Origin of the sequence: Burkholderia sp. AU38729, assembly GCF_020419725.1 — a bacterium.
GTDB lineage: Bacteria > Pseudomonadota > Gammaproteobacteria > Burkholderiales > Burkholderiaceae > Burkholderia.
Window position 1 is genome coordinate 72,368 of record NZ_JAIZQO010000012.1, and the last position, 26,284, is coordinate 98,651.

Genomic DNA, 26,284 nt, shown 5'->3' on the forward strand with positions numbered 1-26,284 from the left:
TCTGCTTGTTCGAATGCCGTCGATGACGGCAGGAACAATGGTGTGACGGGGGCGATGCGGGCACCACATCAAAAGAAAACGCCAACCGATACTTTTTGCTCAAGGTTGGTCGTGCGATGCACAAAATGTGGTGGTGGGGGGTGGGCCGGCTGGCGGCGCGGCGCAGGCAGCGTCGCGCCTTCGCCGATGCCGAGCAGCAGCCGCGCGGCGAACAGCAGCCCGAGGCTGTGCACGAGCCCGGTGGTGAAGGTGGAGACGACCCAGATCAGCCCGCAGCCGATCAGCGTGATGCGGGCGCCGAACCGGTCGGCGATCCAGCCGCCGCCGATCTGGCAGATTGCATACGAATACGCGAACGCGGAGAATGCGACGCCAAGTTCGGTATTCGACAGGCCGAGTTCGGCCTTGATCGCGCCGGCCGCGGTCGCGAGATTGACGCGGTCGACGTAGAGGATGAACGAAAGCGCGCACAGCAGCCACAGCGTGTGGCGCCGTTGACGGGGGTCGTTGGGCATGTGTCTCACTCCATTCTCGTGCGCGGCGTGACAATGACGCCGCGTTCACTGGTCGGGCCAGCATCGCGCGGCGGCGGAGACACTGTCTAATGAATCTTTGGGATCAATCGATAACCCCAGGTATTCATTTCCGTTTCAGCGGCATCAGCCGCATCATCCGCAGCAGCCGTACCCGACGCAACGGAGCACCACAGGTGAAGAATTGACCGACGACGAAGAACTTTCACTCCGCCGCGAGAGCCGCTTCTGGGACTTGCCGCCGGTGAAATGGTGGATCCGCGGGCATGGCCGCGACGGCTATTCGTTCCGTCTGCTGCTGTGGCCGCCGGTGATCGTGTTCGTGCTCGAATTCGTCTGCGTGCTGTTCGACGCGCTGTACACCGCCATCGGCATCAGCGCCGTCGCGACGCTGTTCCTCGGCTTCGCCGGATACCACGGCGCGCGGCGCGAATGGCTGGTGCCCGCCGCGACCACGCGCGCGCTCGTGAAGGCGCGCATGAAGAAGGCGGCCGAACGGTTCTCGTCGCTTGGCGTGGGCGCGACCGTGCTCGCGATCTTCGTCGCGGCGACCTCGCTGTCGCTCGTGCTGTCGGGTCAGCCGGTGCTGGACACCGCCTGGAAGGACGCGGTGTCGATCTTCATCGCGCTGGTGTTCCTGCCGGTGTACGTGTCCGGCGCGGTGCGCAAGCTGGCGATCGCGCGGATCGAGGAACTGGAGGCGCTGCGCAACGCGACCCTCGGCACCCGCCTGAAATTCGACCGGGCCGGTGCGGTGCGCGCGGTCGTCGTGCAGGGCGCGGCGGGGAACGGAACCGTGTCCGTGCGGGAGTACACGGTGCTCGGGTTCAGCCCGCCACTCGAACAGGTCGGGCGCGAACCGGGCGCGTGACGGTTGAAGCGGACATAAAGGTGCAGTAAAGGCGGCGTCTCAAGCCGGAAAGCGCGCGTTTTCCGGCGCCGGCACGAGGTTGTCGGGCCACTGCACTTCGAACCGCGTGCCGCCCGCGCCGGTCGGCACGCAGACGGCTTCGCCGTGATGCGCATGGGCGATCGCCGCGACGACGGCGAGCCCGAGGCCGCTGCCGCCGGGCTGCGACTCGTCGACGCGCCGAAACGCCTTGAACACGTGCGGCGCGAAATCGGCCGGGATGCCGGGGCCGTCGTCCTCGACGCGCAGCCGGCACATCCCTGCCTCGATGCGCGTCTGGATCCGGATCGTGCCGGGCACCGCGTGGCGGCGCGCGTTTTCCAGCAGCGCGAGCAGCGCCTGACGAATCCGCACCGGGTCGCAGCGCATGCGCCGCGGGTCGAGATCGAGCACCGGATGCTGGCCGGCGGCCTGCAGCGCATGGGCGAACACGTCGACCACGGCGCGCACGTCGGCGGCAAGGTCGGCGTCGCGGATCTCGATGCTCAAGTGGCCTCCATCCGCGAGGCTGACCACGCGCAGATCCTCGATCAGCCGCGTCAGCCCTTCGACCTGCGTGAGCAGGCTGCGGAACTGCGCTTCGTCGGGCTTGAACACGCCCTCGGCGAGCCCCTGCAGGCGCCCGCGCAGCACCGTGACGGGCGTGCGCAGCTCGTGCGCGATCGCGGCGTTCCAGATCGCCTGCTCGTTGGTCACGCGTTGCAGCTCGTCGGCGAGCGCATTGAAGTTGTCGGCGAGCAGCGCGGCTTCGTGCAGCGAGCGGTCGCCTGCGACCGCTCGCGCGTCGAGATCGCCGCGCGCGACGCGGCGGATACTGTCAGTAACCGAATTGAGCGGCACGAGGATGCGGCGCGCGAGATTGACGGCGACCGCGACCGACAGTGCGAGGCCGACCGACGTGGTCGCGATCAGCCACAGCCATTCCGGCGCGGTCGGCAGCCAGTCCTTCGTGTTGAAATGCGCGGGCCAGTAGTTGAACGCGACGTAGTAGAAGAGGGTGGCGGTGAGCACCATCAGCAGCGTCACGCCGAACACCATCCCGGCCATCGTCAGCGCGATCTGCCGGCTCAGGCCGTCGAGTTTCACGTCAACTCCAGAGCTTGTAGCCGACGCCGCGCACGCTGACCGGCACGCCTTGCACGCCGAGGTCGTCCAGCTTCTTGCGCAGCTTGCTGACGTGGCTGTCCACCGTGCGTTCCAGCGCGTCGCCTTCCGGCAGGCAGGTGGCCATCAGCTCGGCGCGGCTGAACACACGCCGCGGCGCGCGCGCGAGCTGCGCGAGCAGCTTGAACTCGGTGAGCGTCAGCACGAGCGTGTGCCGTTCGCTGCCCACTTCGAGCGTGGCTTCGTGGCGTTCGAGATCGATCTCGAACGGCGCGACCCGCAGCACGCGCTGCTCTTCCTGGCGGGAGCCGGCCATCGAACGGCGCAGCACCGCCTGCGCACGCGCGACGACTTCGGCGGGATTGAACGGCTTCACCACGTAGTCGTCGGCGCCGATGCGCAGGCCGGTGAGCTTGTCGATGTCCTGGTCGAGCGCGGTCAGCATGATCACGGGCGTGTCGCCGCGATGACGGATTTCGGCGAGCACCTTCCAGCCGTCGACGTGCGGCATCTGCACGTCGAGCAGCACGAGGTCGGGCTTGAGCTGCAGGTGCAGTTCCAGTGCGCGGCGTCCGTCGGCCGCGTGCACGGTGCGCAGGCCGCCACGTGCGAGATAGGCGGTCAGGATCTCGGCGATCTCGGGTTCGTCTTCGGCGATGAGGACGAGCGCCTGGGCGTCCTGGCCGGCGCTGGAAGGGGGCGGGAGATCAGGCAGGGCCATTCGTGTGAGTCCATCGGGGTTTCCATCGAGTCGCCATACTACCGCATGGGAAACGCCGTCGAGCAGAGGTGGGGCGGGGGTGCGCGGCGGCGCGCTTACCGATGCGCGTCGAACGCGGACACGATCTCGTCGATCGTCGCGCGGATGCGCGCGGTGTGGCGCAGGTCGCGGTGCGTGACGAGCCAGACCTCGTAAGGCGCTTCCCGCGTCTGCGCGGGCCAGATGCGGGCGAGGCCGTCGCGTTCGCCCATGTGTACCGGCACTTCGCCGATGCCGAGGCCCGAGCGCAGCGCGGCACGCATCATCAGGCTCGAATTCATCCGCCCGACGATGCGGCCTGCGTCGATCGGCTCGCCGGCGATCGCCGGCTTGCGGCTCGCGTCGACATACGGCTGGTAGACGACCAGGTCGTGCCCCGCGAACGCACTGCCGCGCACGGGCTCGCCATGCCGGTGCAGATAGTCGTGCGAAGCGAACAGGCCCATGTCCCAGCGGGCGAGGCGGCGCGCGACGAGATCGGGGTTGTCGGGCCGCACGGTGCGCACCGCGATGTCGGCCTCCCGTTTCGCCAGGTTCAGGATTTGCGTCGACGTGTTCAGCGACACGCATACGTCGGGATGCTTCGCATGCAGCCGCGCGATCGACGGCATCACGAATTCGATCGCGAGCGCATCGGTCGTCGTGATCTTCACTTCGCCGGCGAGCCGCCGGTCGACGCCCTGCGTCAGCCGGACGAGCTCGTGCGCATGCTGCTCCATCGCCTCGGCGGCGCGTAGCGCCAGCGCGCCGACCGGTGTGGTCAGGTAGCCCTTCGACGAGCGCAGGAACAGCGTGGCGCCGAGCATGTGCTCGAGTTGCGCGAGCCGGCGCCCGACCGTCGCCTGGTCGACCCCGAGCGTTTGCGCCGCGCGGCGCAACGTGCGTTCGCGATGAATCGCGAGGAACACGCGTGCGTCGTCCCAGTTCATCGATGGTGCTGACTGATGCATTTTTGCATTCCTCGTTCGGCAATTCACTGCGTGCCCGCGCGCGGCACCGTCCCTAGACTGTCTTCACACCCATTGCGATGCCGCGATTCGAGGAGGTTCCGCGAATCGGCCGCGCATCGACGAACGCTGAGGATCATATCGTGACTGATGACGTGAAAACCCTGCCCGCCCGCATGACGGCGATCGAAATCGTGCGTCCCGGCGGCCCCGACGTGCTCGTGCCGACCACGCGTCCCGTGCCGTCGCCGGGCCACGACGAAGTGCTGATCCGCATTCATGCGGCCGGCGTGAACGGCCCCGATGTATTCCAGCGCAAGGGGCTGTACGACCCGCCGCCCGGCGCGTCCGACATTCCCGGTCTCGAGGTGGCCGGCGAAGTCGTCGCGGTGGGCCGCGACGTCACGCGCTTCGCGATCGGCGACGAAGTCTGCGCGCTGCTTCCGGGCGGCGGCTACGCGGAATACGCGGTGGCGAACGAGAGCAATACGCTCGCGATTCCCGACGGCCTCGACATGACGGAAGCCGCGGCGCTGCCCGAAACCTTCATGACGGTCTGGCTGAACCTGTTCCAGCGCGGCGGGTTCGCGGCCGGCGACAGCGTGCTGATTCACGGCGGCGCGTCGGGCATCGGCACGACCGCGACGATGCTGGCGAAGGCGTTCGGCGCGTCGACCCTCATCACCACGGTGGGCTCGGACGCGCAGCGTGACGCGAGCCTGCGGCTCGGCGCGGATCTCGCGATCGAATACCGCAACGAGGATTTCGTCGATGCGGTCAAGCGCTTCACCGACGGCAAGGGCGTCGACGTGATCGTCGACATCATCGCCGGCGACTACGTCGCGCGCAATTTCGCGGCGGCCGCGATGAACGGCCGCATCGTCCAGATCGGCGTGATCAATGGGCCCGCGAAGGAGCTCGACCTGTTCCCGATGCTCACCAAGCGTCTCACGCACATCGGCTCGACGCTGCGCTCGCGTACCTATGCGGAGAAGGCGCAGCTCATCCGCGAGCTGGAGGAAGCCGTGTGGCCGCTGATCCGGCAGGGCACGGTGAAGCCGCAGGTCTACCAGACCTTCGATCTGCGCGACGCGAGCGCGGCGCACGCGCTGATGGATTCCGGCCGCCACATCGGCAAGATCGTGCTGCGCACGCCGGCTTTCGCCGCAGACGGCAAGCATTCCGCATGACCGGGCCGCGCTTCAGCCCGGCAGACGTCGGGGCTGACACGCATCGCATGCGGTGCGCGTCATGCCCGTGAATCGACTGCCGGCCCTCCCGGCGCGTGGATGCGCACGTTCCGGGATGGCCGGCAGCGATTGTTTCAAACGGGCCTCTGCACGCCCGGCTGGCGCGCCGCTGCGTCAGATCTGGCCCATCAGCACCAGTATCACGACGATGACGACGACCAGCCCGACGGTGCTCGAGGGCCAATAGCCCCAACTTCGGCTGTGGGGCCATGCAGGAAATGCACCGATGAGTAGGAGAATCAGAATGATGATAAGGATCGTACCGAGCATCGCACTCCTCCTGGAACGGATTGGACTTTGCGGTTCTCCCGCCGAGTGCGAGGCGAGCAATGCGCGTGCCGCGACGGCCCGTGCCGAGCAGCGGCAAGGCCCGCAGTGGGGAGGATTCACGAAATGAATACCCCCGGATTCAGAAAATAAAGTTTAAAAATGCGTCCCCGCCCCCTATGCTGAATCCTTCTGATCTGGCGGGCATGCGATGGCTGAACTTTTTCTGGTACGGCACGGGCAGGCGTCCTTCGGCACGGACGACTACGACCGGTTGTCCGCGTCGGGCGCGCAGCAGGGCGTCTGGCTCGGCGAATACTTCGCGCAGCAAGCGCTCACATTCGACCGCGTGATCTGCGGCACGCTGAACCGCCACGCGCAGACGGTCGACGCGATCCTGCGCGGGATGGGCCGCGAAGGCGCGCCGGTCGACCGCCACCCGGGCCTGAACGAATACGACTTCCACGGGCTGTTCGCGGCCGCCGCGCACGACTACCCCGACATCGCCCGCCTCGCGGCCGGCTCGATGAAAGAGCATTTCCGCGCGCTCCGGCAGGTGCTGCAGCTCTGGTCGGAAGACAAGCTCGGCGAGTCGGCCCCCGAGACCTGGGCGCACTTCCAGCAGCGCGTGGCCGAGGCCCGCGCGGCGATCCGCCACGGCGGCGGCCAGCGCGTGCTGGCGGTGAGCTCCGGCGGCCCGATCGCGGTCACCGTGCAGCAGGTGCTGGCCGCGCCGCCGTCGAGCGCGATCGCGCTGAACCTGCAGATCCGCAACAGCAGTCTTTCGCAGTTTTTCTTCAATGCCGATGCGTTCCACCTCGCGTCGTTCAACGGCATCCCGCATCTGGAGGATCCCGAACGACACGCGCTGCGAACCTACGGCTGACCCACGAACGATCGCGACGATGACGAACCCTACCCAGCAACTCGACGTAGCCCGCCTCACGCGCTATCTGGAAGCGCACGTGCCGGGCTTCGAAGGCCCGGTCGACACGGAGAAGTTTGCCGGCGGCCAGTCGAATCCGACTTTCCTGCTGCACGCGAAGAGCGGCCGCTACGTGCTGCGCCGCCAGCCGCCGGGCGAACTGCTGAAGTCCGCCCATGCGGTCGACCGCGAATTCCGCGTGCTCACCGCGCTGTCGGGCACCGCGGTGCCGGTCGCGCGTCCGGTTCACCTCTGCGAAGACCGCGACGTGATCGGCAGCCTGTTCTACGTGATGAGCTACGAGGACGGCCGGATCTTCTGGGATCCCGCATTGCCGGAGCTGCCGAAGGCCGATCGCGCGGCCTGCTACGACGCGTTGCTGCAGACGATGGCCGCGTTGCACGACGTCGATGTCGAGGCAGTGGGCCTCGCCGACTACGGCCGCCCCGGCAATTACTTCGAGCGCCAGATCGGCGTGTGGACGAAGCAGTACCGCGCGGCGGAAACCGAGCGCCTCGACGCGATGGAAACGCTGATCGACTGGCTGCCGAAGGCGTGCCCGGAGGACACGGGCCGGCCGACGCTGGTGCATGGCGACTTCCGGATCGACAACCTGATGTTCGCGCGCGACAGCTATCGCGTGCAGGCCGTGCTCGACTGGGAGCTGTCGACGCTCGGCAATCCGCTCGCCGACCTTGCGTATCTCTGCATGTGCCTGCGGCTGCCGTCCGGCGGGCAGGTGCGCGGGCTCGCGGGCCAGGATCGCGCCGAACTCGGCGTGCCGGACGAAGTGGCGATCGTCGCGCGCTATTGCGAACTGCGCGGCATCGAGCCGATCCGCGACTGGCACTTCTACCTCGCGTTCAGTTTCTTCAGGCTCGCGTCGATCGCGCAGGGCGTGAAGGCGCGCGCGCTGCAGGGCAATGCGTCGAGCGAGCAGGCGCTGCGCGTCGGCGCGATGACCGGGCGGCTCGCCGAGCTGGCCGTCGGCGTGATCGACGCGCATCGCTGAAGCGGCCGGTTTCGCCGGGCAGCGGCAGGACACCACATCAATGGAGGAGCACAGCAACATGGCAACGAATCTATTCGACCTGACGGGCAAGATCGCCCTGGTGACGGGCGCGAGCCGCGGCATCGGCGAGGAAATCGCGAAACTGCTCGCGGAGCAGGGCGCGCACGTGATCGTGTCGAGCCGCAAGCTCGCCGACTGCCAGACCGTGGCCGACGAGATCGTCGCGGCAGGCGGCCGCGCCGAGGCGCTGGCCTGCCACGTCGGGCGGCTCGAAGATATCGCCGCGACGTTCGAGCACATCCGCGGCAAGCACGGCCGCCTCGACATCCTCGTGAACAACGCGGCCGCGAACCCGTATTTCGGGCACATCCTCGATACCGACCTCGCCGCGTACGAGAAGACGGTCGACGTGAACATCCGCGGCTACTTCTTCATGTCGGTCGAGGCCGGCAAGCTGATGAAGACGCACGGCGGCGGCGCGATCGTCAACACGGCGTCGGTGAACGCGCTGCAGCCGGGCGACCGGCAGGGCATCTACTCGATCACGAAGGCCGCGGTCGTCAACATGACGAAGGCGTTCGCGAAGGAATGCGGGCCGCTCGGCATCCGCGTGAACGCGTTGCTGCCGGGTCTCACGAAGACGAAGTTCGCGGGCGCGCTGTTCGCCGACAAGGAGATCTACGAGACCTGGATGGGCAAGATTCCGCTGCGCCGCCATGCGGAGCCGCGCGAAATGGCCGGCACGGTGCTGTATCTCGTGTCGGACGCGGCGAGCTACACGAACGGCGAATGCATCGTCGTCGACGGCGGCCTGACGATCTGAGCGCGCGATGAAGATCGACAGCTATGCCGGGCAAGCCGTGATGATCACCGGCGCCGCGAGCGGCTTCGGCGCGTTGCTCGCGAGCGAACTGGCCGCGATGGGCGCGCGCGTCGCGCTCGGCGACCTGAACGCCGACGCGCTCGAACGCGTGGCCGCGCCGCTGCGCGCGGCCGGCGCCGACGTGATCGCGCAACGCTGCGACGTGCGCGTCGAGGCGGAGGTCGCATCGTTGGTGCAGGCGGCGGCCGAGCGTTTCGGCCGGCTCGACGTCGGCATCAACAACGCGGGCATCGCACCGCCGATGAAGGCGCTGATCGACACCGACGAAGCCGATCTCGACCTGAGCTTCGCGGTGAACGCGAAGGGCGTGTTCTTCGGGATGAAACACCAGATCCGCCAGATGCTCGCGCAGCGCGCCGGCGTGATCCTGAACGTCGCGTCGATGGCCGGGCTCGGCGGCGCGCCGAAGCTGGCGGCCTACGCGGCGTCCAAGCATGCGGTGGTCGGGCTCACGAAGACGGCGGCCATCGAATACGCGCGCCACGGCATCCGCGTGAATGCGGTATGCCCGTTCTACAGCACGACGCCGATGGTCACCGACAGCGATCTCGGCGATCGCCAGGATTTTCTCGCGCAGGGCTCGCCGATGAAGCGGCTCGGCCGGCCCGAGGAAATCGTCGCGACGATGCTGACGCTGTGCGCGAAGGAAAACACTTATCTGACCGGGCAGGCCGTCGCCGTCGACGGCGGTGTCTCGGCCTTCTGACCGAACCGGACGAACGGAATCGAGGAGTCGATCATGGATTTTGGCTACACCCCGAAAGTGGAAGAACTGCGCAGCCGCGTGCGCGCGTTCATGGACGTACACATCGTGCCGCGCATTCGCCAGTGGAACGAGGAAGTGCATGCGGGCAAGTATCCCGTGTCGTTCATGGAGGAACTGAAGGCGCGCGCGAAGGCGGAAGGGCTGTGGAACCTGTTCCTGCCGCACCTGAAGGACGACGAGCCCGGCATGGGCCTGACGAACCTCGAATACGCGCCGCTCGCCGAGATCATGGGGCGGGTGGCCTGGGCGTCGGAAGTGTTCAACTGCAGCGCGCCGGACACCGGCAACATGGAACTGCTGCACATGTTCGCGACGCCCGAGCAGCGCGAGCAGTGGCTGAAGCCGCTCTTGCGCGGCGAGATCCGCTCGGCGTTCGCGATGACGGAGCCCGACGTGGCGTCGTCGGATGCGACGAACATCACGACGCGCATCGAGCGCGTGGGCGACGAGTACGTGATCAACGGCCGCAAGTGGTTCATCACGAACGCCGCGCATCCGAACTGCAAGATCCTCATCGTGATGGGCAAGACCGATCCCGAGGCCGCGTCGCACCAGCAGCAGAGCATGATCCTCGTGCCGCGCGACACGCCGGGCGTGACGATCGTGCGCAACATCACGGTGGTCAATCACTACGCGCCGGAAGGGCACTGCGAGATCACGTTCGACAACGTGCGCGTGCCGGCGCGCAACCTGCTCGGCGAGGAAGGCAGCGGCTTCGCGCTCGCACAGGCCCGCCTCGGGCCGGGCCGCATCCACCACTGCATGCGCTCGATCGGCGCGGCCGAGCTTGCGCTGGAGCTGATGGTCGACCGCGCGCAATCGCGCGTCGCGTTCGGCAAGCCGCTGAACAAGCACGGCACGGTCGGCGAATGGATCGCACGCTCGCGCATCGAGATCGAGCAGGCGCGTTTGCTCGTGCTGAAGGCCGCGTGGATGATCGACAAGGTCGGCGCGAAGGCTGCCCGCAAGGAAATCTCGATGATCAAGGCGCTGGTGCCGACCGTCTATACGGACGTGTGCGACCGCGCGATGCAGGTGTTCGGCGCGGCGGGGTTGAGCCCCGATACGCCGCTCGCCGACCACTGGACCTGGGGCCGCGCGCTGCGCTTCGCCGACGGCCCGGACGAGGTGCATCTGCAGGCGATCGCACGGATGGAAATCAAGGACGGCGAGCCGGGTTCGACGGCCGCGTACCTGACGCCGCCGCTGCGCGGCTGAGCATCGCGCCACGATGCGCAGGGCCGTGGACGAACGAGAGGCGCACGCCGTAAGATGCCGGCAAGGAGATCCGGCGATGCGCCTTTCGAAGATTGACCTGAACCTGTTCGTCGTATTCGACGCGATCTACACCAAGCGCAACCTGACGCGCGCGGCCGAGGTGCTGAACCTCACGCAGCCGGCCGTCAGCAACGCGCTGGCGCGGCTGCGCAAGACCCTGAACGATCCGCTGTTCGTCAGCACGCCGGCCGGGATGATGCCCACGCCGCTGGCCGAGAACATCGTCGGCCGCGTGCGCGAGGCGATGCAGCTGCTCGATTCGAGCGCGCACGAAGGCGACGTGTTCGATCCGGCGTCGTCGACGCGCGTGTTCCGGATGAGCATGAGCGACCTGACCGAGGCGCTGCTGCTGCCCGCGCTCGGCGAACTGCTGCAGACGCATGCGCCCGGCATGCACGTGCGCAGCTACACGATGGACCGCCGCGAAGTCGCGACCGCGCTCGCGAACGGCTCCGTCGACCTCGCGATCGACGCGCCGCTGATCGGCGATCCGCACCTGCACCAGGCGCTGCTCGTGCGCGACCGCTATGCGTGCATGATCCGCGACGATCACCCGTTCAAGGGCGACACGCTCACCATGGACGACTACCTGGCGATGGGGCACATCCACGTGTCGAGCCGCCGCAAGGGCAGCGGGCACGTCGACGCGGAGCTGACGCGGCTCGGGCTGCGCCGCACGATCCAGATGCGCGTGCAGCACTACATGGTCGCGCCGCTGATCGCGATGCGCGGGGATCTCGCGCTGACGGCGCCGCTGCGCCTGCTGCAGCGCTATCCGGCGCGGATTCTCGAACTGCCGTTCGAGATGCCGGGCCTCGAATACTTCTGCTACTGGCATCGCAGCGCCGATCAGGACCAGGGCAGCCGGTGGCTGCGCGAGCAACTGATGATGCTGATGGGCGGGATCGGCGACGCGCAGTGATGCGTGTGCGGTAGCCCTTGGCAACTTCGGCGTGAGCCGACTGCACATCGAGTGGCCTTCTCGACGACGCGGATGCAAGCCGCCCCGCGATAACCGCGCATCAACGACGCGCTTGCGCGGCCGCTTCGACCGCGTCGCGAAATCGCTGCAGCGCGGGCAGGCCGGCCATCGTCGCGAGATGGATCAGCGCGATCTCCCCCACCGGCATGACGGGAAAACCGACGACCTTGCGGATCACGCCCATGCGCGCGTAGTGCAGCACGGCCGACTGGGGCGCGACGGTCAATGCGCCGAGCGCGTCGGCCATCTGCAGGTTCGTGTGAAACGACATCGATTCGACGAGTGGGCGCGGGGGCATCAGGCCGTGATCGACGAACAGCGCGTCGAAGGCGCGGCGCGTGTCGGTGCCGGCATGCGGGATGATCCAGGCTTCGCGTTGCAACTGCTCAGTCGAGATGCGTCGCGCATCGGCGAACGGATGCGCGAGCGGGCACGCGATCGCCAGCGGTTCTTCGTACACGGGCAGGATCGTCACATCGAGCCCGTCGAGCTTCGATAACGCTTCCGCGTCGGGGCGACTGATGATGCAGTCGATCCGCCCGGCGGACAGCGCGTCCAGCAGCCCCGAGACGTTCGATTCCATGACCGTGAGCCGGGGCGCCGGAGCGTCCCGTGTCAGGTGCCGCATGATCTGCGGCAACAGCGCGACGCTGACCACGGGCAGCATGCCGATGCGCAGCAGCGGCCGGCCTTCGTCGTTGCCGTCGCCGGCCAGCGCGACGTCGAATTGCGCGAGTGCGATCCGCAGGCGCTGCAGGACGGCTTCGCCGTCGGCGGTCAGCCGTCCGCCGCGCGCGCCGCGCGTCACGAGCATCGTGCCGAACACCGCTTCCATCTCCTGCAGCATTTTCGTGATCGCCGGCTGGGACAGGTGCAGCGTGCGGGCGGCCGCGGCGAGCGAGCCGCCGTCCGCGACCAGCTCAAGCATGCGCAAGTGCCGCAGCCGCAGGAAATTGCCCGCATTGCGTCGCCCGGAAATCAGGTCGGGATTCATGTTTTCGGAAGGCTGGTTCATGAATCTTCAATTTTCATGAAAGCGCAACCTGCCCACAATAGCGACTCGACCTAATGGAGAGAGACATGCGCAAGGGGTTGGGGCAAGCAGGGGACCGGCAACGGCAGCCGGCCGGGTCGCCGAGCCGTCGGGCGGCAGCGAAAGGGGCGAAAGGGGCGACGGGAGGGCGGACATGACGGCATTCAAACCACTCACCGGGATTCGCGTGCTGGATTTCACGCACGTCATCGCGGGCCCGCTGGCGACGTTCCATCTGGCACAACTGGGCGCCGAGGTCGTCAAGGTCGAGAACCGCAACGGCGGCGACGTGATGCGCCGCGGCAATGGCCGGATGGGCTTCGTTGCGCTGAACGCCGGCAAGCGCTCCATCGAACTGGACCTCAGCGACGCAGGCGACCGCGACCAGGCGCTCGAACTCGCACGCGAAGCCGACGTGCTGGTCGACAGCCTGAGACCGGGCGTGCTCGACCGCTTCGGTCTGGGCGATGGCCCGCTGCGCGCGCTGAATCCCGGGCTCGTGTATTGCGCGATCAGCGGCTGGGGCAACGCCGGCGCATGGCGGGACCGGCCCGCCTACGACCACGTCGTCCAGGCTGCGACGGGCATGACGCTGATGGCCGGCCGCGAAGGCGAGCCGCCGGTCAAGACGGGCTTTCCGGTGGTCGATGCCGGGACGGGGCTCGTTGCCGCGATGGCGATCCTGGCCGCACTGCGCGAGCGGGATACAACCGGTCTCGGGCGCTATCTCGACGTGTCGATGACCGGCGCCGCGTTGCAGTTGATGTATCCGTTCGCCTGCCAGGCGCTCACGGGCCGCGTGGCGCCGCCACGGGTCGGCAACCAGGGCTACTCGGGCAGTCCGGCGGCGGATCTGTTCGCCACCCGGGACGGCTGGGTCGCGCTCGGCGCCAACACGCCCCGGCAACTGGCTGCCGCGCTCGGCATACTCGGGCGCGCCGACATCGCACGCGATCCCCGCTATTTCGATCCGCCGCTCGATGCCGGCGGGCCGTCCGCGTTCCTGCGCGCCAACGACCCGGCGGCGTTGCGCACCGCACTGGCCACCGCGATCCGGGAATGGCGCGCGGCCGATCTCGAGGAAGCGTGCGCCGGCGTCGGCGTTGCCTGCGCGAAGGTGCGCACGATCGTCGAGTTCGTCGACGACGCGATGAACCACGACGCGCTCGAATCCGTCATGTTGTCCGACGGCGACTGCAGCGTGCTGTCGCCGGGCCTGGGCTACCGCGTGCACGCGTCGCGTCCTGACGGAGGGGCATCGGCATGAGCACCGGAACGGAATGCTCGACGGACGGCGGCGGCATGGCCGCGCGCAGTGAGGCGGACCGGGTGTACGCGCGCATCACGAGGCGTCTCGTGCCGCTGTTGTTCCTGTGTTACCTGGCCGCGTTCGTCAATCGCAACAATATCGGCCTCGCGAAGCTGCAGATGCAGGGGGCGCTCGGATTCACCGACGCGGTATACGGCGTCGCGGCTTCGGCGTTCTTCGTCGGCATCCTGATGTTCGAGCTGCCGAGCAACCTGATGCTGCGGCGGGTCGGCGTACGTCGCACCCTGCTGCGGATCATGGTGCTGTGGGGCGTGGTCGCGGTCGCGACGATGTTCGTCAGGACGCCTGCCCAGTTCTACACGCTGCGCTTCCTGCTCGGCGCGTTCGAGGCGGGATTCTTCCCCGGCGTCGTGGTGTATCTCACGTTCTGGTTTCCAGCCGAGCGCCGCGCGAAGGTCATTGCGCTGTTCATGACCGCCGCCGCCGCGGCCGGGCTCGTGACCGGGCCGGTATCGGGCTGGGTATTGAACTCGATGGGTGGCGTGGCGGGCCTCGGCGGCTGGCAATGGCTGATGCTGCTGGAGGGCGTGCCAAGCGTCGTGCTCGGCGTGATCGCATACCGGGTGTTGCCCGAAGGCCCCGAACAGGCCCGCTGGCTGTCGCCTGACGAGCGCCGCATCGTGCAGCAGGCGCTCGGCGCGCCCGAGGGCCGGCATGCCGCCCGTCATCCGTTGCGCGCCGCGCTGCGGGAGCCGTGCGTCTATCTGCTGGGCTTCACGACGTTCTCGCTCGGGTGCGCGACCAACCTGCTGATTTTCTGGCTGCCGTCCATCATCGAGGCGACCGGCGTCACGAACCTGCAGCACGTCGGCCTGGTTGTCGTGATCCCGAACCTGACCGGCACGATCGCGATGGTCTGGTACGGCCGTCGTTCGGACCGGCGCCGCGAGCGTCACGTGCATTTCATCGTCGCGGTCGGCGCGGGCATTGCCGGACTGTGCACGATGGCCGTCTCGCACGGTGCGCTGCCCGGCGTCATGGCCGGCGCCATCGTCGCGACCTGCGGCATCGCGTCCGCCTACCCGGTGCTCTGGGCGATCGCGACGCGCCTGTTGCCGCGCGACGCCGCGGCCGCCGGCGTCGCGCTGATCTCGAGCATGGGCGCGGCATCCGGCGTGAGTTCCGCGTTGTTCGGCGCGATTCGCGTGCGGGCAGGCAGCCTCGACCCGGCGCTCTATCTCGTCGCGCTCGCGCTCGTTGCCGTGGTGCTGCTGTTCGCCTGCGTCATCCGTCCCAAGGCCGTCGAAGCGGCACTCATCAATCAGGAACTACGCTCATGAATCAGACCTTCACGGACCCGAAGCCGGTGCTGGGGCCGGCCCCCTTCTTCGACCAAGCCGAATTGCTCGACGAGTCGACGCTGCAGCCCGAGATCGCCTCGGATGACGTGCGCGAGAGCCGGCATCGTGCCGGGCGCCGGGTTCGCGTCATCGAGCTGACCTTCACCAGCCAGCAATGGCATGGGCTCGTCTGGCGGCATCCCGCCCGCATCTACGTGCCCGACGGTTACGACGGCGACGGCGCGGCCGGCATCATCGGCACGGAACGCCAGGCCTTCGAGCCCGGGGAATGGGCGCGGCGCGTCATTCCCGGCTCGACGCTCGATACCGAGGGCGAATACGCGGAAGGCACCGCGCTCGACTTCGGGATGCCGGTCATGATCTTCGCGAACCCGGCCGATTGCCCGTTCGGACTCGATGAATCGGATTTCACCGGCTATGCGCTGAAGAAGATGCTGGAGACCGGTGACCTGACCTGGAACGGGTACTACCCGATCGCCAAGGCGTATCTGCGCGCCATCACGCTGCTGCATTCGCTCGCGGGCATCGGGACGAAGCGGGCCGTCCTGCTCGGCCATTCGAAACGCGGGGTCGGCGTGGCCATTGCGTCGGGCGCGGACCTGGACCGGGTGGCGGGCGTGATGGTGTGCGGCTACCACGGCGGAAACAACCTGTATCACCTTGCGACCAAGTTCGCCGAGTTCGGGCCGCACGTCGCCGGGCCGTCGGAGTCACGTGCCGGGCCTGGCTTCCAGGGGGCGGAGACGATGCTGCGTGCACTCAACAATCCGGTCGGCTTTCAGATGCTGATGCATTTCGATCCGTATCTGTGGCGTGACCGGATCAAGGCTGCGTACCTCGTCGCGCTCGGCACGAACGACGAGTTCTTCGCGCTCGGCGCGCCCAACAGCATGATGACCGACATGGCGGGCGACAAGGCCTATCTTGCCATCGACAACGCGCGTCATTCGTGGGTCTCCACGAAGCATCTGGCGGCGTGGCGGATGTGGCTCGCCCGCACCTTCGCCGGCCGTCGCGTTCCCGGCACGCCGGTGATCCGGCATGAGATTGCCGGTGACAGGCTGGACGTGGCCGCGCGCGTCGAGCCGGAGCAGGTGTCGGGTGTCAGGCTGTTCCACGCGTTTCATCCGGTGTCGCAGGACTGGCGCAGCGCCACGTGGCAATCGACGCCGATGGCGGCGCGCGACGGCGAGTGGCACGCCGCGCTGAACCTGCGGGCGGACTACAACCTCGCATGGTATGTCGAGGTCGAGCACGCCGGCACGGGCGGGCCGGGATACGTCAGCTCGCTCGTGCAGAACGTCGGGCAGCTCGCCGAGTAATCCAGGAAGACGGGGATCGGCGAACGCGCGGAACGCCGTTCCCGGCAGTAACCGGTAGCAACCCGCGGTGGCTGTCGGTGAATCATTTCGGTATGCGAATGATGAAGTGAAGCGGTGACGAACGCATAAAGCCAGGCACTGGCAGGAGGAGACGGATGAGGACATTCGCATGGGTGGCATTGCTCGGCGCATTGCCGGGCATCGGCATGGCGCAGTCGAGCGTGACCCTCTACGGGCAGATCGGCGGCGGGATTCGATGGACCAACGGCATGCAAGGCGGGAGCGCCGTGGGGTACAACAACAACCTGATCGCGGGCAACGATTTCGGCATCCGGGGAAGGGAGGACCTGGGCGGCGGGTTCAAGGCGCTGTTCGTGCTCGATGGCTCGTTCAGCAGCGGCACCGGCGCACTGAAGACGTCCGGCACGCTGTTTTCGCAGGCGGCGTACGTGGGCGTGACGGGCGGCTTCGGGCGCCTGACGTTCGGGCGCCAGTTCAACGCGGCGACCGACTTCGGGATCGTCGTGGATCCGGCGGGCGGGCGCGGCCAGTCGCTTGCCATCGAGCCCGGCGTGCTGTGGAGCGGCAATCCGTTCACGCTCGATTCCCGCTTCAACAACACGATCAAGTACATCGGTGAACTGGGCGGCCTGCGCGTTGCGGCGAGCTATTCGCCCGGCGGCGTCGCCGGCAATACGCGTGCGGGAACCAATTTTTCCGCTGCGGCGATGTACCAATACCAGACGGTGCTCGGCGGCGCGTCCTACGCGAAGACGTACAGCGCCGACGCGACACAGTACGCGCAGACCTGGATGGCGGGCGGGACCTGGCAGATCGGTGCCGGCCGGCTCTATGCGAGCTACTCGGCCCTCGACGTGTCGAGCGCGAACGCGAACCGGCCGCATCGCCGCGACAAGATTCCCGCGCTGGGTGTCGTCTATCAGGCCACGCCGTTCCTGCAGTTCACGGCCGGCATGTACGACGACATCGGCAGCAATCTCGGCAATCGGCGCGATGCGGACGGGCACAAGCTTACGACGTATGCGGTCGTCGAATACTTCCTGTCGAAGCGCACCGAGATCTATGCGGAGTTCGATCGAAACGGCTTCTCCGGTGCGTACCGCACCGATCCGACCAATATCGCGGCCATCGGCTTGCGGTCGGGCGGCAGCGGGATGACGGGGGCATCGATTGGCCTGATGACGAAGTTCTGAGCGTCGGTCGCCGTCATTTTTCGTATGTGAAGGGAGACTCAATGAAAGCATTGCAACGTGGATGGGGCGCGATCGTCGTGGCGCTCGGCATCGTGGCCGTCGCCGGTGCCGCGCGAGCGGCATCGGATCCGGCATCGACAACCGTTGCCAGCGGGGTATCGGCGGACAAGGCGAGCCGAGCCGGCGACCGGCGCCTGGCGCGTCGTGTCAGCGCCGCACTCGCTCGCACGCGCGGGCTGAATGCGACGCGCATCGTGGTGCGTGTCCGGAGCGGCGTCGTGACGCTGCGCGGTGGCGTGAGCGACGGCCAGCAGGCCGCGATGGCCGTGGAGGCGGCCCGGCAAGTCGACGGGGTGACGCAGGTGACGAACCAGCTTCGCCTGGGTGAGCAGATGCCGTGATCGGTGCGGGCTGCCCCGATGCAGAACGATCGGACGTGGCCCCCGCATCCGGCAGGTATGCCGGCCGAGGCGTGCGTGTGCCGCTACCGGGATGGCGTACCGCCGAGTGTCCGCGCCAACACCTTCGCCACGTTCAGCCTCGCATTGCGCGTGGCGATCGTCATCGAATCGATTCGACGCGCGTCCGGTTTCGCGCGTGCGGGTGCGACGGCTCGTCATCGACAGTTGCGGCGACGCATTCCATCGGTAGAATCAGCACTTCCCGAACGGAGTGCCTCGCATGGACTCTCACGCCCCGAATCGAGGCGCACTGGCGCCTCTCGCCTACCACGAAGCCGTGGCGGACTATTTGTACCGGCACGAGCCGGACGTCTGGCGCTGGACCGGCGAGCGCACGACCCATGCAGAACAGCTCGAATCGCTGCGAGCGTCGTTGCTGCGTGAAACCTACCGGATCGATGCGGACGCCCACGGCGATGTCCATGCCGCGCTGGCGCTGGCGATGGAGCGACTGGGGATCGTCGGTGTGCCGGCCACGCTCTACCAATCGCCGGGTACCCAGATGAATGCGTCGCTCGTTTTCGTACCGGGCGAGATTCACATCCTGTTGCAGGGGGCCGTGCTCGAGCGCCTGTCGTCTCTCGAGCTGCTGGCGATCCTCGGGCACGAGCTCGCGCACTATCTGCTGTGGTCGCTCGACGGTGGGAGGTTCCTGACGGCAGACCGGATCCTCAACGACGCGGTGGCCGCACCCGGCGGAGCCGACAGTCACCGCGAGACGTTCCGGCGTTACGCGTTGCACACCGAACTCTTCGCCGATCGCGGGGGCGCAATGGCGGCCGGCGCGGTCGCACCGGCCGTTTCGACACTCGTGAAGGTGCAGACGGGCATCAGTACGGTCGATGCCGCCGCATATTTGCGCCAGGCCGCCGAAGTCGAATCGAACGAATCCGGCGCCAGTGCCGCGTTGAGCCATCCCGAGACCTTCATCCGTGCACGTGCGCTTGCCTTGTGGTGGGACGGCGAGGCCAGCCTCGACGACTGGATCGACGCGCGTCTGCACGGTCCGCTTTCGCTGGAGCGGCTCGATTTGCCAGGCCAGGCGCGTCTGCAGGCACTGACGCGCGGGTTCGTTGCGCACTATCTCGACGGCGCGTCGCTGGCGAGCGATGCCGTGCTGGCCCAGGTTCGCATGCTGTTTCCGGATTGGCGTGACGACGAACTCGTTGCCGGCCCGGACGCGTTCGAGGCGGTGGGCGCCGACGACAGCGTGCGCGGCTACCTGAATGCGCTGATGATGGATCTTGCGCTGGCGGACCCCGATCAGCGGGACGTTGCGTTGCTGCGTGCCGGGCAGGTTGCCCGGGCGCTCGGCAGCCTGGATGCATTGCAACTCAACCTTCGGCGCGACGCGGGCCTCGGCAAGCGCGAACTCGAACGCTACAAGCGGCAACTGGCCGAGGAGAAGGACGCATGACCGACAGGATCGCCGACGGTGCGCCGCGCACGCTGCGCACGCTGATTGCCGCGCAGGCCGGCGCGGCCTTGCCGACCGATGATGTGCTGGTCCTGGTGCTGCCGCTGTTCGGGCAGGTTGCCGAACTGCATGCGCGGGATAAGGTGGCGGCGCTCGATGCCGACAGCATCGTGATCGACGAAGCGGGTCGGCTGGCGCTGCGACGCCCCGAAGGCGACATGCCGCAGATGGATGTCGGCGCCGTGCATCGCGTGCAGCCGCATCCGGCATCGGGCCTGAACATCGTCGGCGCGCTGCGGCTGGACTCCACGCCCGACGGCCAGCACAGCCAGACCGATCTCGCGCTGCAGCTCGATGCGGCGGCGCCGATCGAGCGTCCGGTCTTTTTGCCCGGCTACGCGAGCTGGGAACGATCGATCGGTCATCACGACGAGATCACCGACGTGTTCGCGCTGGGGATGGTACTGGCAAGCCTCGCATGCGGGCTGAACTTCGAAACCGGGAGCGACCTGCAAGCGTTCGTTGCGCATCGGCGCAATCTGTTCGTGCTGCACGAGCGGCTGCATCCGATCGTTGCGGCGGTGATCGTCGAGATGACGGAGGTGAACCGCCATGACCGTGCGACTGACGTGGCGGCCCTGGCGATGCGGCTGCGCACCTGGCGCGAGCAGCCGCTCGGCCTGGACGTCGAGCGTGCGCTGGCGGGGGCGACGGGCGCGGCATCGCGCCGTGGCGCCGTGCTGACGCACCTGCGTGACCGGCTGTTCGATCTGTCGCGTCGCAACCGGCTGCTGCATTTCCGTCCGACCGCGGCGACCGTCAACCTGACCGTTGCCAGCGTGCCGCTGATGCTGCAGATCGAAAGCGTGCGTCCGGAGCACATCTGCACGTGGGGTGGGCCGTTCGCGGCCGACCTCGTGGCCGGCAAGGCCGTGCCGTTGCAGCAATGGCTGCGGTTCGACGATCAGCCCTACCTGCCGGCGTCGCTCGACCGGCTGATCGCCGATACGCGCCGCGAACGTGCCGAGTTCGGCTTCAGCAACCTGCGTCTCGTGGTCGCGTTCCTGCGCTGGCACAACCTGAAGGAGACTCCCGACGAGCGCATCGTGTCGCCGCTGCTCTGGTTGCCGGTCGAACTCGTCAAGCGCAAGGGCGTGCGCGATCAGTACGTGATCCAGTGCACCGGCGGTGACGCCGAATTCAATCCGGTGTTGCGGCACCACCTGAGCCAGCTCTACGACATCCGGCTGCCCGAAACGGTCGATCTGGGCAAGATCACGCTGGCCGAGATTCATGCGGACATCCTGGCGCAGATCCGGCGTTCCGAGCCGTCGGTCGAGCTTCGGCTCGTCGACAGGGCGTCGATTCGCATGGTGCGCCAGAAGGCGCTGCAGCGCATGCAGCAATACCGGCGACGCAAGCCCGCCGCGCGGGCCGGCGATGCGCGCAGCAGCCGGCTGCCGTCGTTCAGCTACGCGCAGGACGACTACCGCCCGCTCGGCCGTGCGCTGTTCGAGGAATGGGTGCGGCCGAGCGAACTGCCGCAGCGTTTCGAGGCCGGCGCCGCGCCGGGCGCCAGCCTGCGTCGACCGCAGATGGCCGACGCGGCGGGCGAGGCCGTCGACGAGCGGCAGGGTTACGTGCTGCAGGAGTCGGAGGGGCATCGCTACGCGTGGGATCTCGACCTGACGCAGGTAACGCTGGCCAACTTCAACTACAGGAAGATGTCGCTGGTACGCGACTACGCGCAACTGCTCGAGGAGACCAGCGCGAATCCGGCGTTCGACCGCGTGTTCTCGATCGAGCCGCGCGAGGTGGAAACGTCCGCTGCCACCCCGCTGCCGGCAGGCGAGCAGTGGAACGTGGTGGCGTCCGATGCAACCCAGAATGCGTCGGTGAGCCTGGCCCGCGGCCAGCGCAGCTTCATCATTCAAGGCCCGCCCGGCACCGGCAAGTCGCAGACCATCACCAACCTCATCGCGGATTACGCGGGGCGCGGCAAGCGTGTGCTGTTCGTATGTGAAAAGCGCGCGGCGCTGGACGTGGTGTTCCACCGGCTCAAGCAGAGCGGGCTGGACGCGCTGTGTTGCCTGATCCATGACTCGCAGACCGACAAGAAGGCGTTCATCGCCGATCTGAAGACCTGCTACGAGCGCTGGATCGCCCAATCGCACGACAGCGAAGCGCTGCACGCACGGCGCGCGACACTGATCGATGCGCTCGACGTGCAGCAGCAACGCATCGATGCGTTTGAAGCCGTGATGGCGGAGACGCCCGACGCGTTGGGCGCCAGCGTACGTACCTTGCTGCGCCGGCTGGCTGCGCTGCCGGTTGCGCCGGACGTGGGGTTCGCGTTGCGGGAGCGCCTGCCGGCGCTTGCGGTCTGGGATCAGCACGGAGAGCTGACCCAGCGTGTACATCGTGCGATGCGCGAGCGGTTCGGCGCCAACAGTCTGGCTTCGCAACCCTTCGCGCGGCTGTCGGCGGCGCTGCTGGCCGACGAACGCGCATTCGGACGGGCCGAGCAGCTGTGCCGGGACGCCGAGGCGCTGTTCGACCTGCTCGATCCGGTGCTCGACCACGCGGTGGCGTCGATCGGGCATGACACGGCACTGCCGCGTGCATGCGCGATCGCCGCCGACAGCCAGTGGCTGATCGATACGGGTCTCGCCGCGCATCTCGACGTGCTCGAGCCGGCCTCGTCCGCGCAGGCGGCATTGCGGGAAGTTCGCGACGCGCTGTCCGCGCACGCGGCAGCGCTGACTGCCGCGCGCGCCGCCACCGTGCACTGGCGAGACAAGCTGTCGCCGGGCGATACCGCGTCCGCGCTGGCGCTCGCGCGCCGGTTCGAGACGTCGGCGATGCGTTGGCTGCAGCCGGCATGGTGGCGGTTGCGCGGCGAGCTCCGGCGTCGCTACGATTTCGGGCAGCATGCGGTGCATCCCGGTTACATCAAGGTACTGGAGCAGCTTGCCGCCGAGCAGGCGGCGGCGGCCGCGCTCGACGCAGCCGATGTCGAATGCCGCAAGCGCTACGGCGTGAGCGAGATGGGTGCGTTCCTGCACGCGCTGGCCGAACTGGAAACCCGCCTGGATTCGGACGGCGATTTGCGCGACCGGATCGCGCATCTGCGTCAGGCCGTCGATCCGCTTGCCGCGGCGCGTCTCGATGCCGGTGCACGCGAGGCGCTCGACAAGCTGGCGCGCCGCGTCCGCGAAAACCTGGTCATGGACGACGACGTGTCGTTGGCCGACATTGCCGAAGCGCTACGCGACCTTCGGGAGGGGCTGGACGACCTGCCTGACTTGCTGCCGCTGCTGCGCGCCGTGCATGCGGCCGCTCCCGCGTATGCGGCGACGCTTCAGTCCATCGATCTCGCGCCCGGGGAGATGGAGGCACTGATTGCCGACGAGGCGTTGCGCAGGCTGGAGCGCGAGAATCCGGTGCTCGCGCGATTCGGCGGCGCGGCGCTGGCCCAGGCTGCGCGCGCTGCCGCCCGGATCCAGCACGAACTGCTGGCCGTGAACGCCCAGGTGGTGAGCGCGACGTTGCATCGGCAGTTTGCCGAGCACGTGCGCCAGTCTTCGCTGTCGGCCACGCAACTCGATGCCGACGGCAAGACCTTCAAGAAGCGCTACGCGACCGGCCGGCGCGAGCTCGAACACGAATTCGGCAAGAGCATGCGACACCGCTCGATCCGCGATCTCGCCGACGACGAAACGGGCATGGTCGTCAATGATCTGAAACCGGTCTGGCTGATGAGTCCGCTATCCGTATCGGATACGTTGCCGCTGTCGCCCGATCTGTTCGACGTGGTGATCTTCGACGAGGCCAGCCAGATTCCCACCGAGGAATCCGTGCCCGCGCTCAGCCGTGCCCGGCAGGTCGTGGTGGTCGGCGACGAGATGCAGTTGCCGCCCACGAGCTTTTTCACGGCTGCGGGCACGGGGGGCGAGGATGAGATCGTGATCGAGGAGGAAGGCGAGCGCATCGCCATCAATCTCGACTCCGACAGCCTGTTGAATCAGGCGGCGCGCAATCTGCCCGCGACGCTTCTGGCGTGGCACTACCGCAGCCGGCACGAAGCGTTGATCAGTTTTTCCAATGCGGCGTTCTACGACGGTCGTCTCGTGACGATCCCCGATCGAATGCTCGAGCGAGCCGACGACGAAGTGAAGCCGGTGCGATCGAGCCAGGACGACGCAGGCATGGCGGGTACCGATGCGCTGCTCGCGCGGCCGATCAGTTTCCACCGGCTCGACGACGGCGTGTACGTCGAGCGCAGCAACGCACCCGAAGCACGTTACATTGCGTCGGTCGTGCGGGAGATGCTGCGCCGGGAGACGGGCCTGAGCCTCGGGATCGTCGCGTTTTCCGAGGCACAGCAGCGCGCGATCGAAACCGCGCTGGAGGCGCTGGCGGCCGAGGACGCCGATTTCGCCGCGCGACTGGAGCGCGAATACGTGCGCGAGGACGACGACCAGTTCAACGGCCTGTTCGTCAAGAACCTGGAAAACGTCCAGGGCGACGAGCGCGACGTGATCATCCTCAGTATCTGCTACGCGCCGGGTCCCGACGGCAAGATGCTGATGAATTTCGGGCCGATCAACCAGCGCGGCGGCGAGAAGCGGCTCAACGTCATCTTCAGCCGCGCAAGGCACCGGATGGCCGTCGTCTCGACCATCCAGGCCGACGCGATTACCAACGTGCACAACGACGGCGCGGCCGCCCTGCGCGCGTTTCTGCAATTTGCGCAGGCCAGCGCCACAGGCCAGTTCGACCGTGCGCAGGCCGTGCTCGGTGCGCTGAATCAAGGTGCGCGCGATGCCTTCACGCGACGGACGTCGTCCGACGCCATTCGTGACGCACTGGCCGAAGCGTTGCGCGCGCGCGGCCATCGGGTCGACGTCGATGTCGGCCGTTCGCAATTCCGCTGCGACCTGGCGATCGTCGGTGCGTCGAAGCAGGACTATGCGCTGGCCATCCTGCTCGACAACCCGGCCAATGCCGTGGCCGATACGGCGGAACGCTACGTATTCCGGCCCGGCATTCTGCGCGGCTTCGGCTGGCGCGTGCTCGACATCCCCGGGAAAGACTGGCTGGATGACTCGGCCGCGGTGCTGGCACGCATCGAGGCGATGCTCGCGGATGGCGAAGATCGTGCGCTCGACCAGGAAATCGAATTGCCGATGTCATCCGTTCAGACGTCGGCACATGGCTCGACGGCTGCGGAGCAGGCGACCGTGGCGGAGGCCGGCGTGACGACGGAATGGGTGCGATCGCTGCGGTTCGAGCAAGGCACCTCCAGCAAGTTCTGGCGCGCCAGCGTGCGAGGCACCGAGCTGAACGTGACCTACGGCCGTATCGGGACGAACGGGCAAGCCAACCTGAAGCAATTCGCAACTGTCGAACGGGCGCGACGCGAGATGGACAAGCTGGTGGCGGAGAAGCTGCGCAAGGGCTATGTCGAAGATCCGGCCGCGTGACGGCCGATGCCCTCTCTCGGCCCATGCCCCGTCCACCGCTTGAACGCGCGCCGGAAGTTGTGCGCGTCGCTGAACCCGACTTCGTGCGCGACGTCCTCGATCGACAGCCGCGGGTTGCTCAGCAGCGTGAATGCGCGCTTGCGGCGGATCGTGTCGATCACCGTCTGATACGACACGCCCTGATCGGCGAGCCGCCGCCGGAGTGTGCGCTCGCTCATGCACAGCTGCGCGGCGATCGCCGCGAGCGACGGCGCGTGCCGCAGGTCGCGCCGCATGATCCGTTCGATCGATTCGAGAAATTCGGTGCCTTCGGGTTCGGGCGGCAGCGCGTCCTGCAGGAATTCGAGCGCCTGGCGATGCGCGAGCGGATCGTGGGTCGCGATCGGGCGGTTGCCGAGCGCCGCGTCGCACGAGAACAGGTTCTGCTCCTGTTCGAACCGCACCGGGCACGGGAACACGCGCGCATATTGTTCCGCATAGGCCGGCGGCGGGTAGCTGAGATCGACGCCCTTCGGCTGGAACGCGGGGCCGACGAGCGAGCGCCCGATCTTCATGAAGCTGCCGAACGCTTCCTCGACGAGGAACGCCTCGATGTCGGGTTCGAGGAAGACGTTGGTCGCGCGGATCGACAGCGTGCGTGCATCCGACGTCACGTCGAAGCGCAACAGCGGCCCCGTGTGGCGCTGCAGGTCCATCCCGACCGTGATCGCGTCCTTCAGCGTCGGGCTCGTCAGCATCGCATAGCCGACCAGGCCGATCGACGCGATCGTCTCGCTCGTGCCGAGTTCGAGGCCGAGCGCCCGCCCCGGCGCCATCTCGAGCGCGCGGCGGATCATCGTGCTCGCCTGGCGCAAGGAAATCCGGCACGACGGATTCGACAGGTCCGCGACGTCGAAGCCGAGCCCGAGGCACAGCCGCGTGGGGTCGATGCCCAGTTCCTTGCTTGTCTCCGCGAGGCACCGCAACAGATGGACCGGCAGATTCGCCGTCGTATAACGGTCGGGTTCGTCCATGGATGCTCCGTATTTTTTTCCATGGATTGTACTCGTCCCGCCCGGCCGGAAACCCGGTGCCGCCCCGGCCGCGATTGCCCACATCCCGAG

General features: G+C 67.7%; 21 protein-coding genes and 1 pseudogene. 15 read left to right on the forward strand and 7 right to left on the reverse strand.

Features of this window, described 5'->3' with window-relative positions:
* Positions 1 to 140: 140 nt before the first annotated feature.
* A pseudogene (locus tag LGM56_RS28895) lies at positions 141 to 515 on the reverse strand (MFS transporter); the annotation flags it as partial.
* Positions 516 to 717: 202 nt separating this feature from the next.
* On the opposite strand from LGM56_RS28895, the gene LGM56_RS28900 reads away from it, so the two are divergent.
* Positions 718 to 1,404 (forward strand): hypothetical protein, encoded by a 687-nt coding sequence (locus tag LGM56_RS28900; protein WP_226207434.1) that lies wholly within the window; start codon positions 718 to 720, stop codon positions 1,402 to 1,404.
* Positions 1,405 to 1,443: 39 nt separating this feature from the next.
* On the opposite strand, the gene LGM56_RS28905 is transcribed toward LGM56_RS28900, so the two are convergent.
* The 3 genes from LGM56_RS28905 to LGM56_RS28915 all read right to left on the reverse strand — a co-directional run bounded on the left by LGM56_RS28905 (position 1,444) and on the right by LGM56_RS28915 (position 4,257).
* Entirely contained in the window at positions 1,444 to 2,529 is a 1,086-nt protein-coding gene (locus tag LGM56_RS28905) for an ATP-binding protein (RefSeq protein ID WP_226207435.1), read from the reverse strand.
* Between the two features lies 1 nt (position 2,530).
* Complete coding sequence (locus LGM56_RS28910) at positions 2,531 to 3,268, reverse strand: response regulator (protein ID WP_089446841.1); 738 nt, start codon at positions 3,266 to 3,268, stop codon at positions 2,531 to 2,533.
* Positions 3,269 to 3,363: 95 nt separating this feature from the next.
* Positions 3,364 to 4,257, reverse strand: a complete 894-nt coding sequence (locus LGM56_RS28915) for a LysR family transcriptional regulator (protein WP_226207436.1) — start codon at positions 4,255 to 4,257, stop codon at positions 3,364 to 3,366.
* Positions 4,258 to 4,430: 173 nt separating this feature from the next.
* Between LGM56_RS28915 and LGM56_RS28920 the strand changes: the two genes are divergently transcribed.
* Positions 4,431 to 5,444, forward strand: a complete 1,014-nt coding sequence (locus LGM56_RS28920; protein WP_226207541.1) for an NAD(P)H-quinone oxidoreductase — start codon at positions 4,431 to 4,433, stop codon at positions 5,442 to 5,444.
* A gap of 174 nt (positions 5,445 to 5,618) precedes the next feature.
* Here LGM56_RS28920 and LGM56_RS28925 read toward each other — a convergent pair whose 3' ends face one another.
* Positions 5,619 to 5,774 carry a DUF3309 family protein gene (locus LGM56_RS28925; protein WP_089428615.1) on the reverse strand — a complete coding sequence of 52 codons (156 nt, stop codon included), beginning with the start codon at positions 5,772 to 5,774 and terminating at the stop codon, positions 5,619 to 5,621.
* A gap of 208 nt (positions 5,775 to 5,982) precedes the next feature.
* Between LGM56_RS28925 and LGM56_RS28930 the strand changes: the two genes are divergently transcribed.
* The 6 genes from LGM56_RS28930 to LGM56_RS28955 all read left to right on the forward strand — a co-directional run bounded on the left by LGM56_RS28930 (position 5,983) and on the right by LGM56_RS28955 (position 11,557).
* Positions 5,983 to 6,657 carry a histidine phosphatase family protein gene (locus LGM56_RS28930; RefSeq protein WP_226207437.1) on the forward strand — a complete coding sequence of 225 codons (675 nt, stop codon included), beginning with the start codon at positions 5,983 to 5,985 and terminating at the stop codon, positions 6,655 to 6,657.
* 19 nt (positions 6,658 to 6,676) lie between these two features.
* The gene (locus LGM56_RS28935; protein ID WP_226207438.1) at positions 6,677 to 7,708 is read left to right on the forward strand and encodes a phosphotransferase; all 1,032 of its coding nucleotides are present in this window, start codon (positions 6,677 to 6,679) and stop codon (positions 7,706 to 7,708) included.
* A 58-nt stretch (positions 7,709 to 7,766) separates the two neighbouring features.
* Positions 7,767 to 8,531: an SDR family oxidoreductase gene (locus LGM56_RS28940; RefSeq protein WP_226207439.1), complete on the forward strand. Its 765-nt coding sequence runs from the start codon at positions 7,767 to 7,769 to the stop codon at positions 8,529 to 8,531.
* A gap of 7 nt (positions 8,532 to 8,538) precedes the next feature.
* Positions 8,539 to 9,297 carry an SDR family NAD(P)-dependent oxidoreductase gene (locus LGM56_RS28945; RefSeq protein ID WP_089443622.1) on the forward strand — a complete coding sequence of 253 codons (759 nt, stop codon included), beginning with the start codon at positions 8,539 to 8,541 and terminating at the stop codon, positions 9,295 to 9,297.
* A gap of 33 nt (positions 9,298 to 9,330) precedes the next feature.
* A complete protein-coding gene (locus LGM56_RS28950; protein WP_226207440.1) occupies positions 9,331 to 10,575 on the forward strand; it encodes an acyl-CoA dehydrogenase family protein in 1,245 nt (414 codons plus the stop codon).
* Between the two features lie 76 nt (positions 10,576 to 10,651).
* A complete protein-coding gene (locus LGM56_RS28955; RefSeq protein WP_089431963.1) occupies positions 10,652 to 11,557 on the forward strand; it encodes a LysR family transcriptional regulator in 906 nt (301 codons plus the stop codon).
* 100 nt (positions 11,558 to 11,657) lie between these two features.
* Here the strand turns inward: LGM56_RS28955 and LGM56_RS28960 are convergent, their stop codons facing one another.
* On the reverse strand, positions 11,658 to 12,632 hold the full coding sequence (locus LGM56_RS28960) for a LysR substrate-binding domain-containing protein (RefSeq protein WP_089428609.1): 975 nt from the start codon (positions 12,630 to 12,632) through the stop codon (positions 11,658 to 11,660).
* Between the two features lie 172 nt (positions 12,633 to 12,804).
* On the opposite strand from LGM56_RS28960, the gene LGM56_RS28965 reads away from it, so the two are divergent.
* The 7 genes from LGM56_RS28965 (at position 12,805) to LGM56_RS28995 (ending at position 25,181) form a co-directional block, all read left to right on the forward strand.
* Entirely contained in the window at positions 12,805 to 13,917 is a 1,113-nt protein-coding gene (locus LGM56_RS28965) for a CaiB/BaiF CoA transferase family protein (protein WP_226207441.1), read from the forward strand.
* Complete coding sequence (locus LGM56_RS28970) at positions 13,914 to 15,260, forward strand: MFS transporter (RefSeq protein WP_226207442.1); 1,347 nt, start codon at positions 13,914 to 13,916, stop codon at positions 15,258 to 15,260. The genes LGM56_RS28965 and LGM56_RS28970 overlap by 4 nt, the downstream gene beginning before the upstream one ends.
* Positions 15,257 to 16,603, forward strand: a complete 1,347-nt coding sequence (locus tag LGM56_RS28975; RefSeq protein WP_226207443.1) for a PhoPQ-activated protein PqaA family protein — start codon at positions 15,257 to 15,259, stop codon at positions 16,601 to 16,603. The genes LGM56_RS28970 and LGM56_RS28975 overlap by 4 nt, the downstream gene beginning before the upstream one ends.
* Positions 16,604 to 16,758: 155 nt before the next feature.
* Positions 16,759 to 17,817, forward strand: a complete 1,059-nt coding sequence (locus LGM56_RS28980) for a porin (protein ID WP_226207444.1) — start codon at positions 16,759 to 16,761, stop codon at positions 17,815 to 17,817.
* 41 nt (positions 17,818 to 17,858) lie between these two features.
* Complete coding sequence (locus LGM56_RS28985; RefSeq protein ID WP_089497998.1) at positions 17,859 to 18,218, forward strand: BON domain-containing protein; 360 nt, start codon at positions 17,859 to 17,861, stop codon at positions 18,216 to 18,218.
* Between the two features lie 280 nt (positions 18,219 to 18,498).
* The gene (locus LGM56_RS28990) at positions 18,499 to 19,695 is read left to right on the forward strand and encodes a hydrolase (RefSeq protein ID WP_226207445.1); all 1,197 of its coding nucleotides are present in this window, start codon (positions 18,499 to 18,501) and stop codon (positions 19,693 to 19,695) included.
* Positions 19,692 to 25,181, forward strand: a complete 5,490-nt coding sequence (locus LGM56_RS28995; RefSeq protein ID WP_226207446.1) for an AAA domain-containing protein — start codon at positions 19,692 to 19,694, stop codon at positions 25,179 to 25,181. Before LGM56_RS28990 ends, LGM56_RS28995 begins: the two co-directional genes overlap by 4 nt.
* Here the strand turns inward: LGM56_RS28995 and LGM56_RS29000 are convergent.
* A complete protein-coding gene (locus LGM56_RS29000; RefSeq protein ID WP_226207447.1) occupies positions 25,157 to 26,194 on the reverse strand; it encodes an AraC family transcriptional regulator in 1,038 nt (345 codons plus the stop codon). The two genes, LGM56_RS28995 and LGM56_RS29000, sit on opposite strands and share 25 nt — an antisense overlap.
* Between the last annotated feature and the right edge of the window lie 90 nt (positions 26,195 to 26,284).

Coding starts and splice junctions, on each gene's coding strand:
- LGM56_RS28910 (WP_089446841.1), bottom strand. CDS start 3,268: ATGGCCCTGCCTGATCTCCCGCCCCCTTCCAGCGCCGGCCAGGACGCC.
- LGM56_RS28940 (WP_226207439.1), top strand. CDS start 7,767: ATGGCAACGAATCTATTCGACCTGACGGGCAAGATCGCCCTGGTGACG.
- LGM56_RS28925 (WP_089428615.1), bottom strand. CDS start 5,774: ATGCTCGGTACGATCCTTATCATCATTCTGATTCTCCTACTCATCGGT.
- LGM56_RS29000 (WP_226207447.1), bottom strand. CDS start 26,194: ATGGACGAACCCGACCGTTATACGACGGCGAATCTGCCGGTCCATCTG.
- LGM56_RS28970 (WP_226207442.1), top strand. CDS start 13,914: ATGAGCACCGGAACGGAATGCTCGACGGACGGCGGCGGCATGGCCGCG.
- LGM56_RS28980 (WP_226207444.1), top strand. CDS start 16,759: ATGAGGACATTCGCATGGGTGGCATTGCTCGGCGCATTGCCGGGCATC.
- LGM56_RS28985 (WP_089497998.1), top strand. CDS start 17,859: ATGAAAGCATTGCAACGTGGATGGGGCGCGATCGTCGTGGCGCTCGGC.
- LGM56_RS28965 (WP_226207441.1), top strand. CDS start 12,805: ATGACGGCATTCAAACCACTCACCGGGATTCGCGTGCTGGATTTCACG.
- LGM56_RS28930 (WP_226207437.1), top strand. CDS start 5,983: ATGGCTGAACTTTTTCTGGTACGGCACGGGCAGGCGTCCTTCGGCACG.
- LGM56_RS28920 (WP_226207541.1), top strand. CDS start 4,431: ATGACGGCGATCGAAATCGTGCGTCCCGGCGGCCCCGACGTGCTCGTG.
- LGM56_RS28915 (WP_226207436.1), bottom strand. CDS start 4,257: ATGCATCAGTCAGCACCATCGATGAACTGGGACGACGCACGCGTGTTC.
- LGM56_RS28945 (WP_089443622.1), top strand. CDS start 8,539: ATGAAGATCGACAGCTATGCCGGGCAAGCCGTGATGATCACCGGCGCC.
- LGM56_RS28960 (WP_089428609.1), bottom strand. CDS start 12,632: ATGAACCAGCCTTCCGAAAACATGAATCCCGACCTGATTTCCGGGCGA.
- LGM56_RS28975 (WP_226207443.1), top strand. CDS start 15,257: ATGAATCAGACCTTCACGGACCCGAAGCCGGTGCTGGGGCCGGCCCCC.
- LGM56_RS28950 (WP_226207440.1), top strand. CDS start 9,331: ATGGATTTTGGCTACACCCCGAAAGTGGAAGAACTGCGCAGCCGCGTG.
- LGM56_RS28990 (WP_226207445.1), top strand. CDS start 18,499: ATGGACTCTCACGCCCCGAATCGAGGCGCACTGGCGCCTCTCGCCTAC.
- LGM56_RS28995 (WP_226207446.1), top strand. CDS start 19,692: ATGACCGACAGGATCGCCGACGGTGCGCCGCGCACGCTGCGCACGCTG.
- LGM56_RS28935 (WP_226207438.1), top strand. CDS start 6,677: ATGACGAACCCTACCCAGCAACTCGACGTAGCCCGCCTCACGCGCTAT.
- LGM56_RS28955 (WP_089431963.1), top strand. CDS start 10,652: ATGCGCCTTTCGAAGATTGACCTGAACCTGTTCGTCGTATTCGACGCG.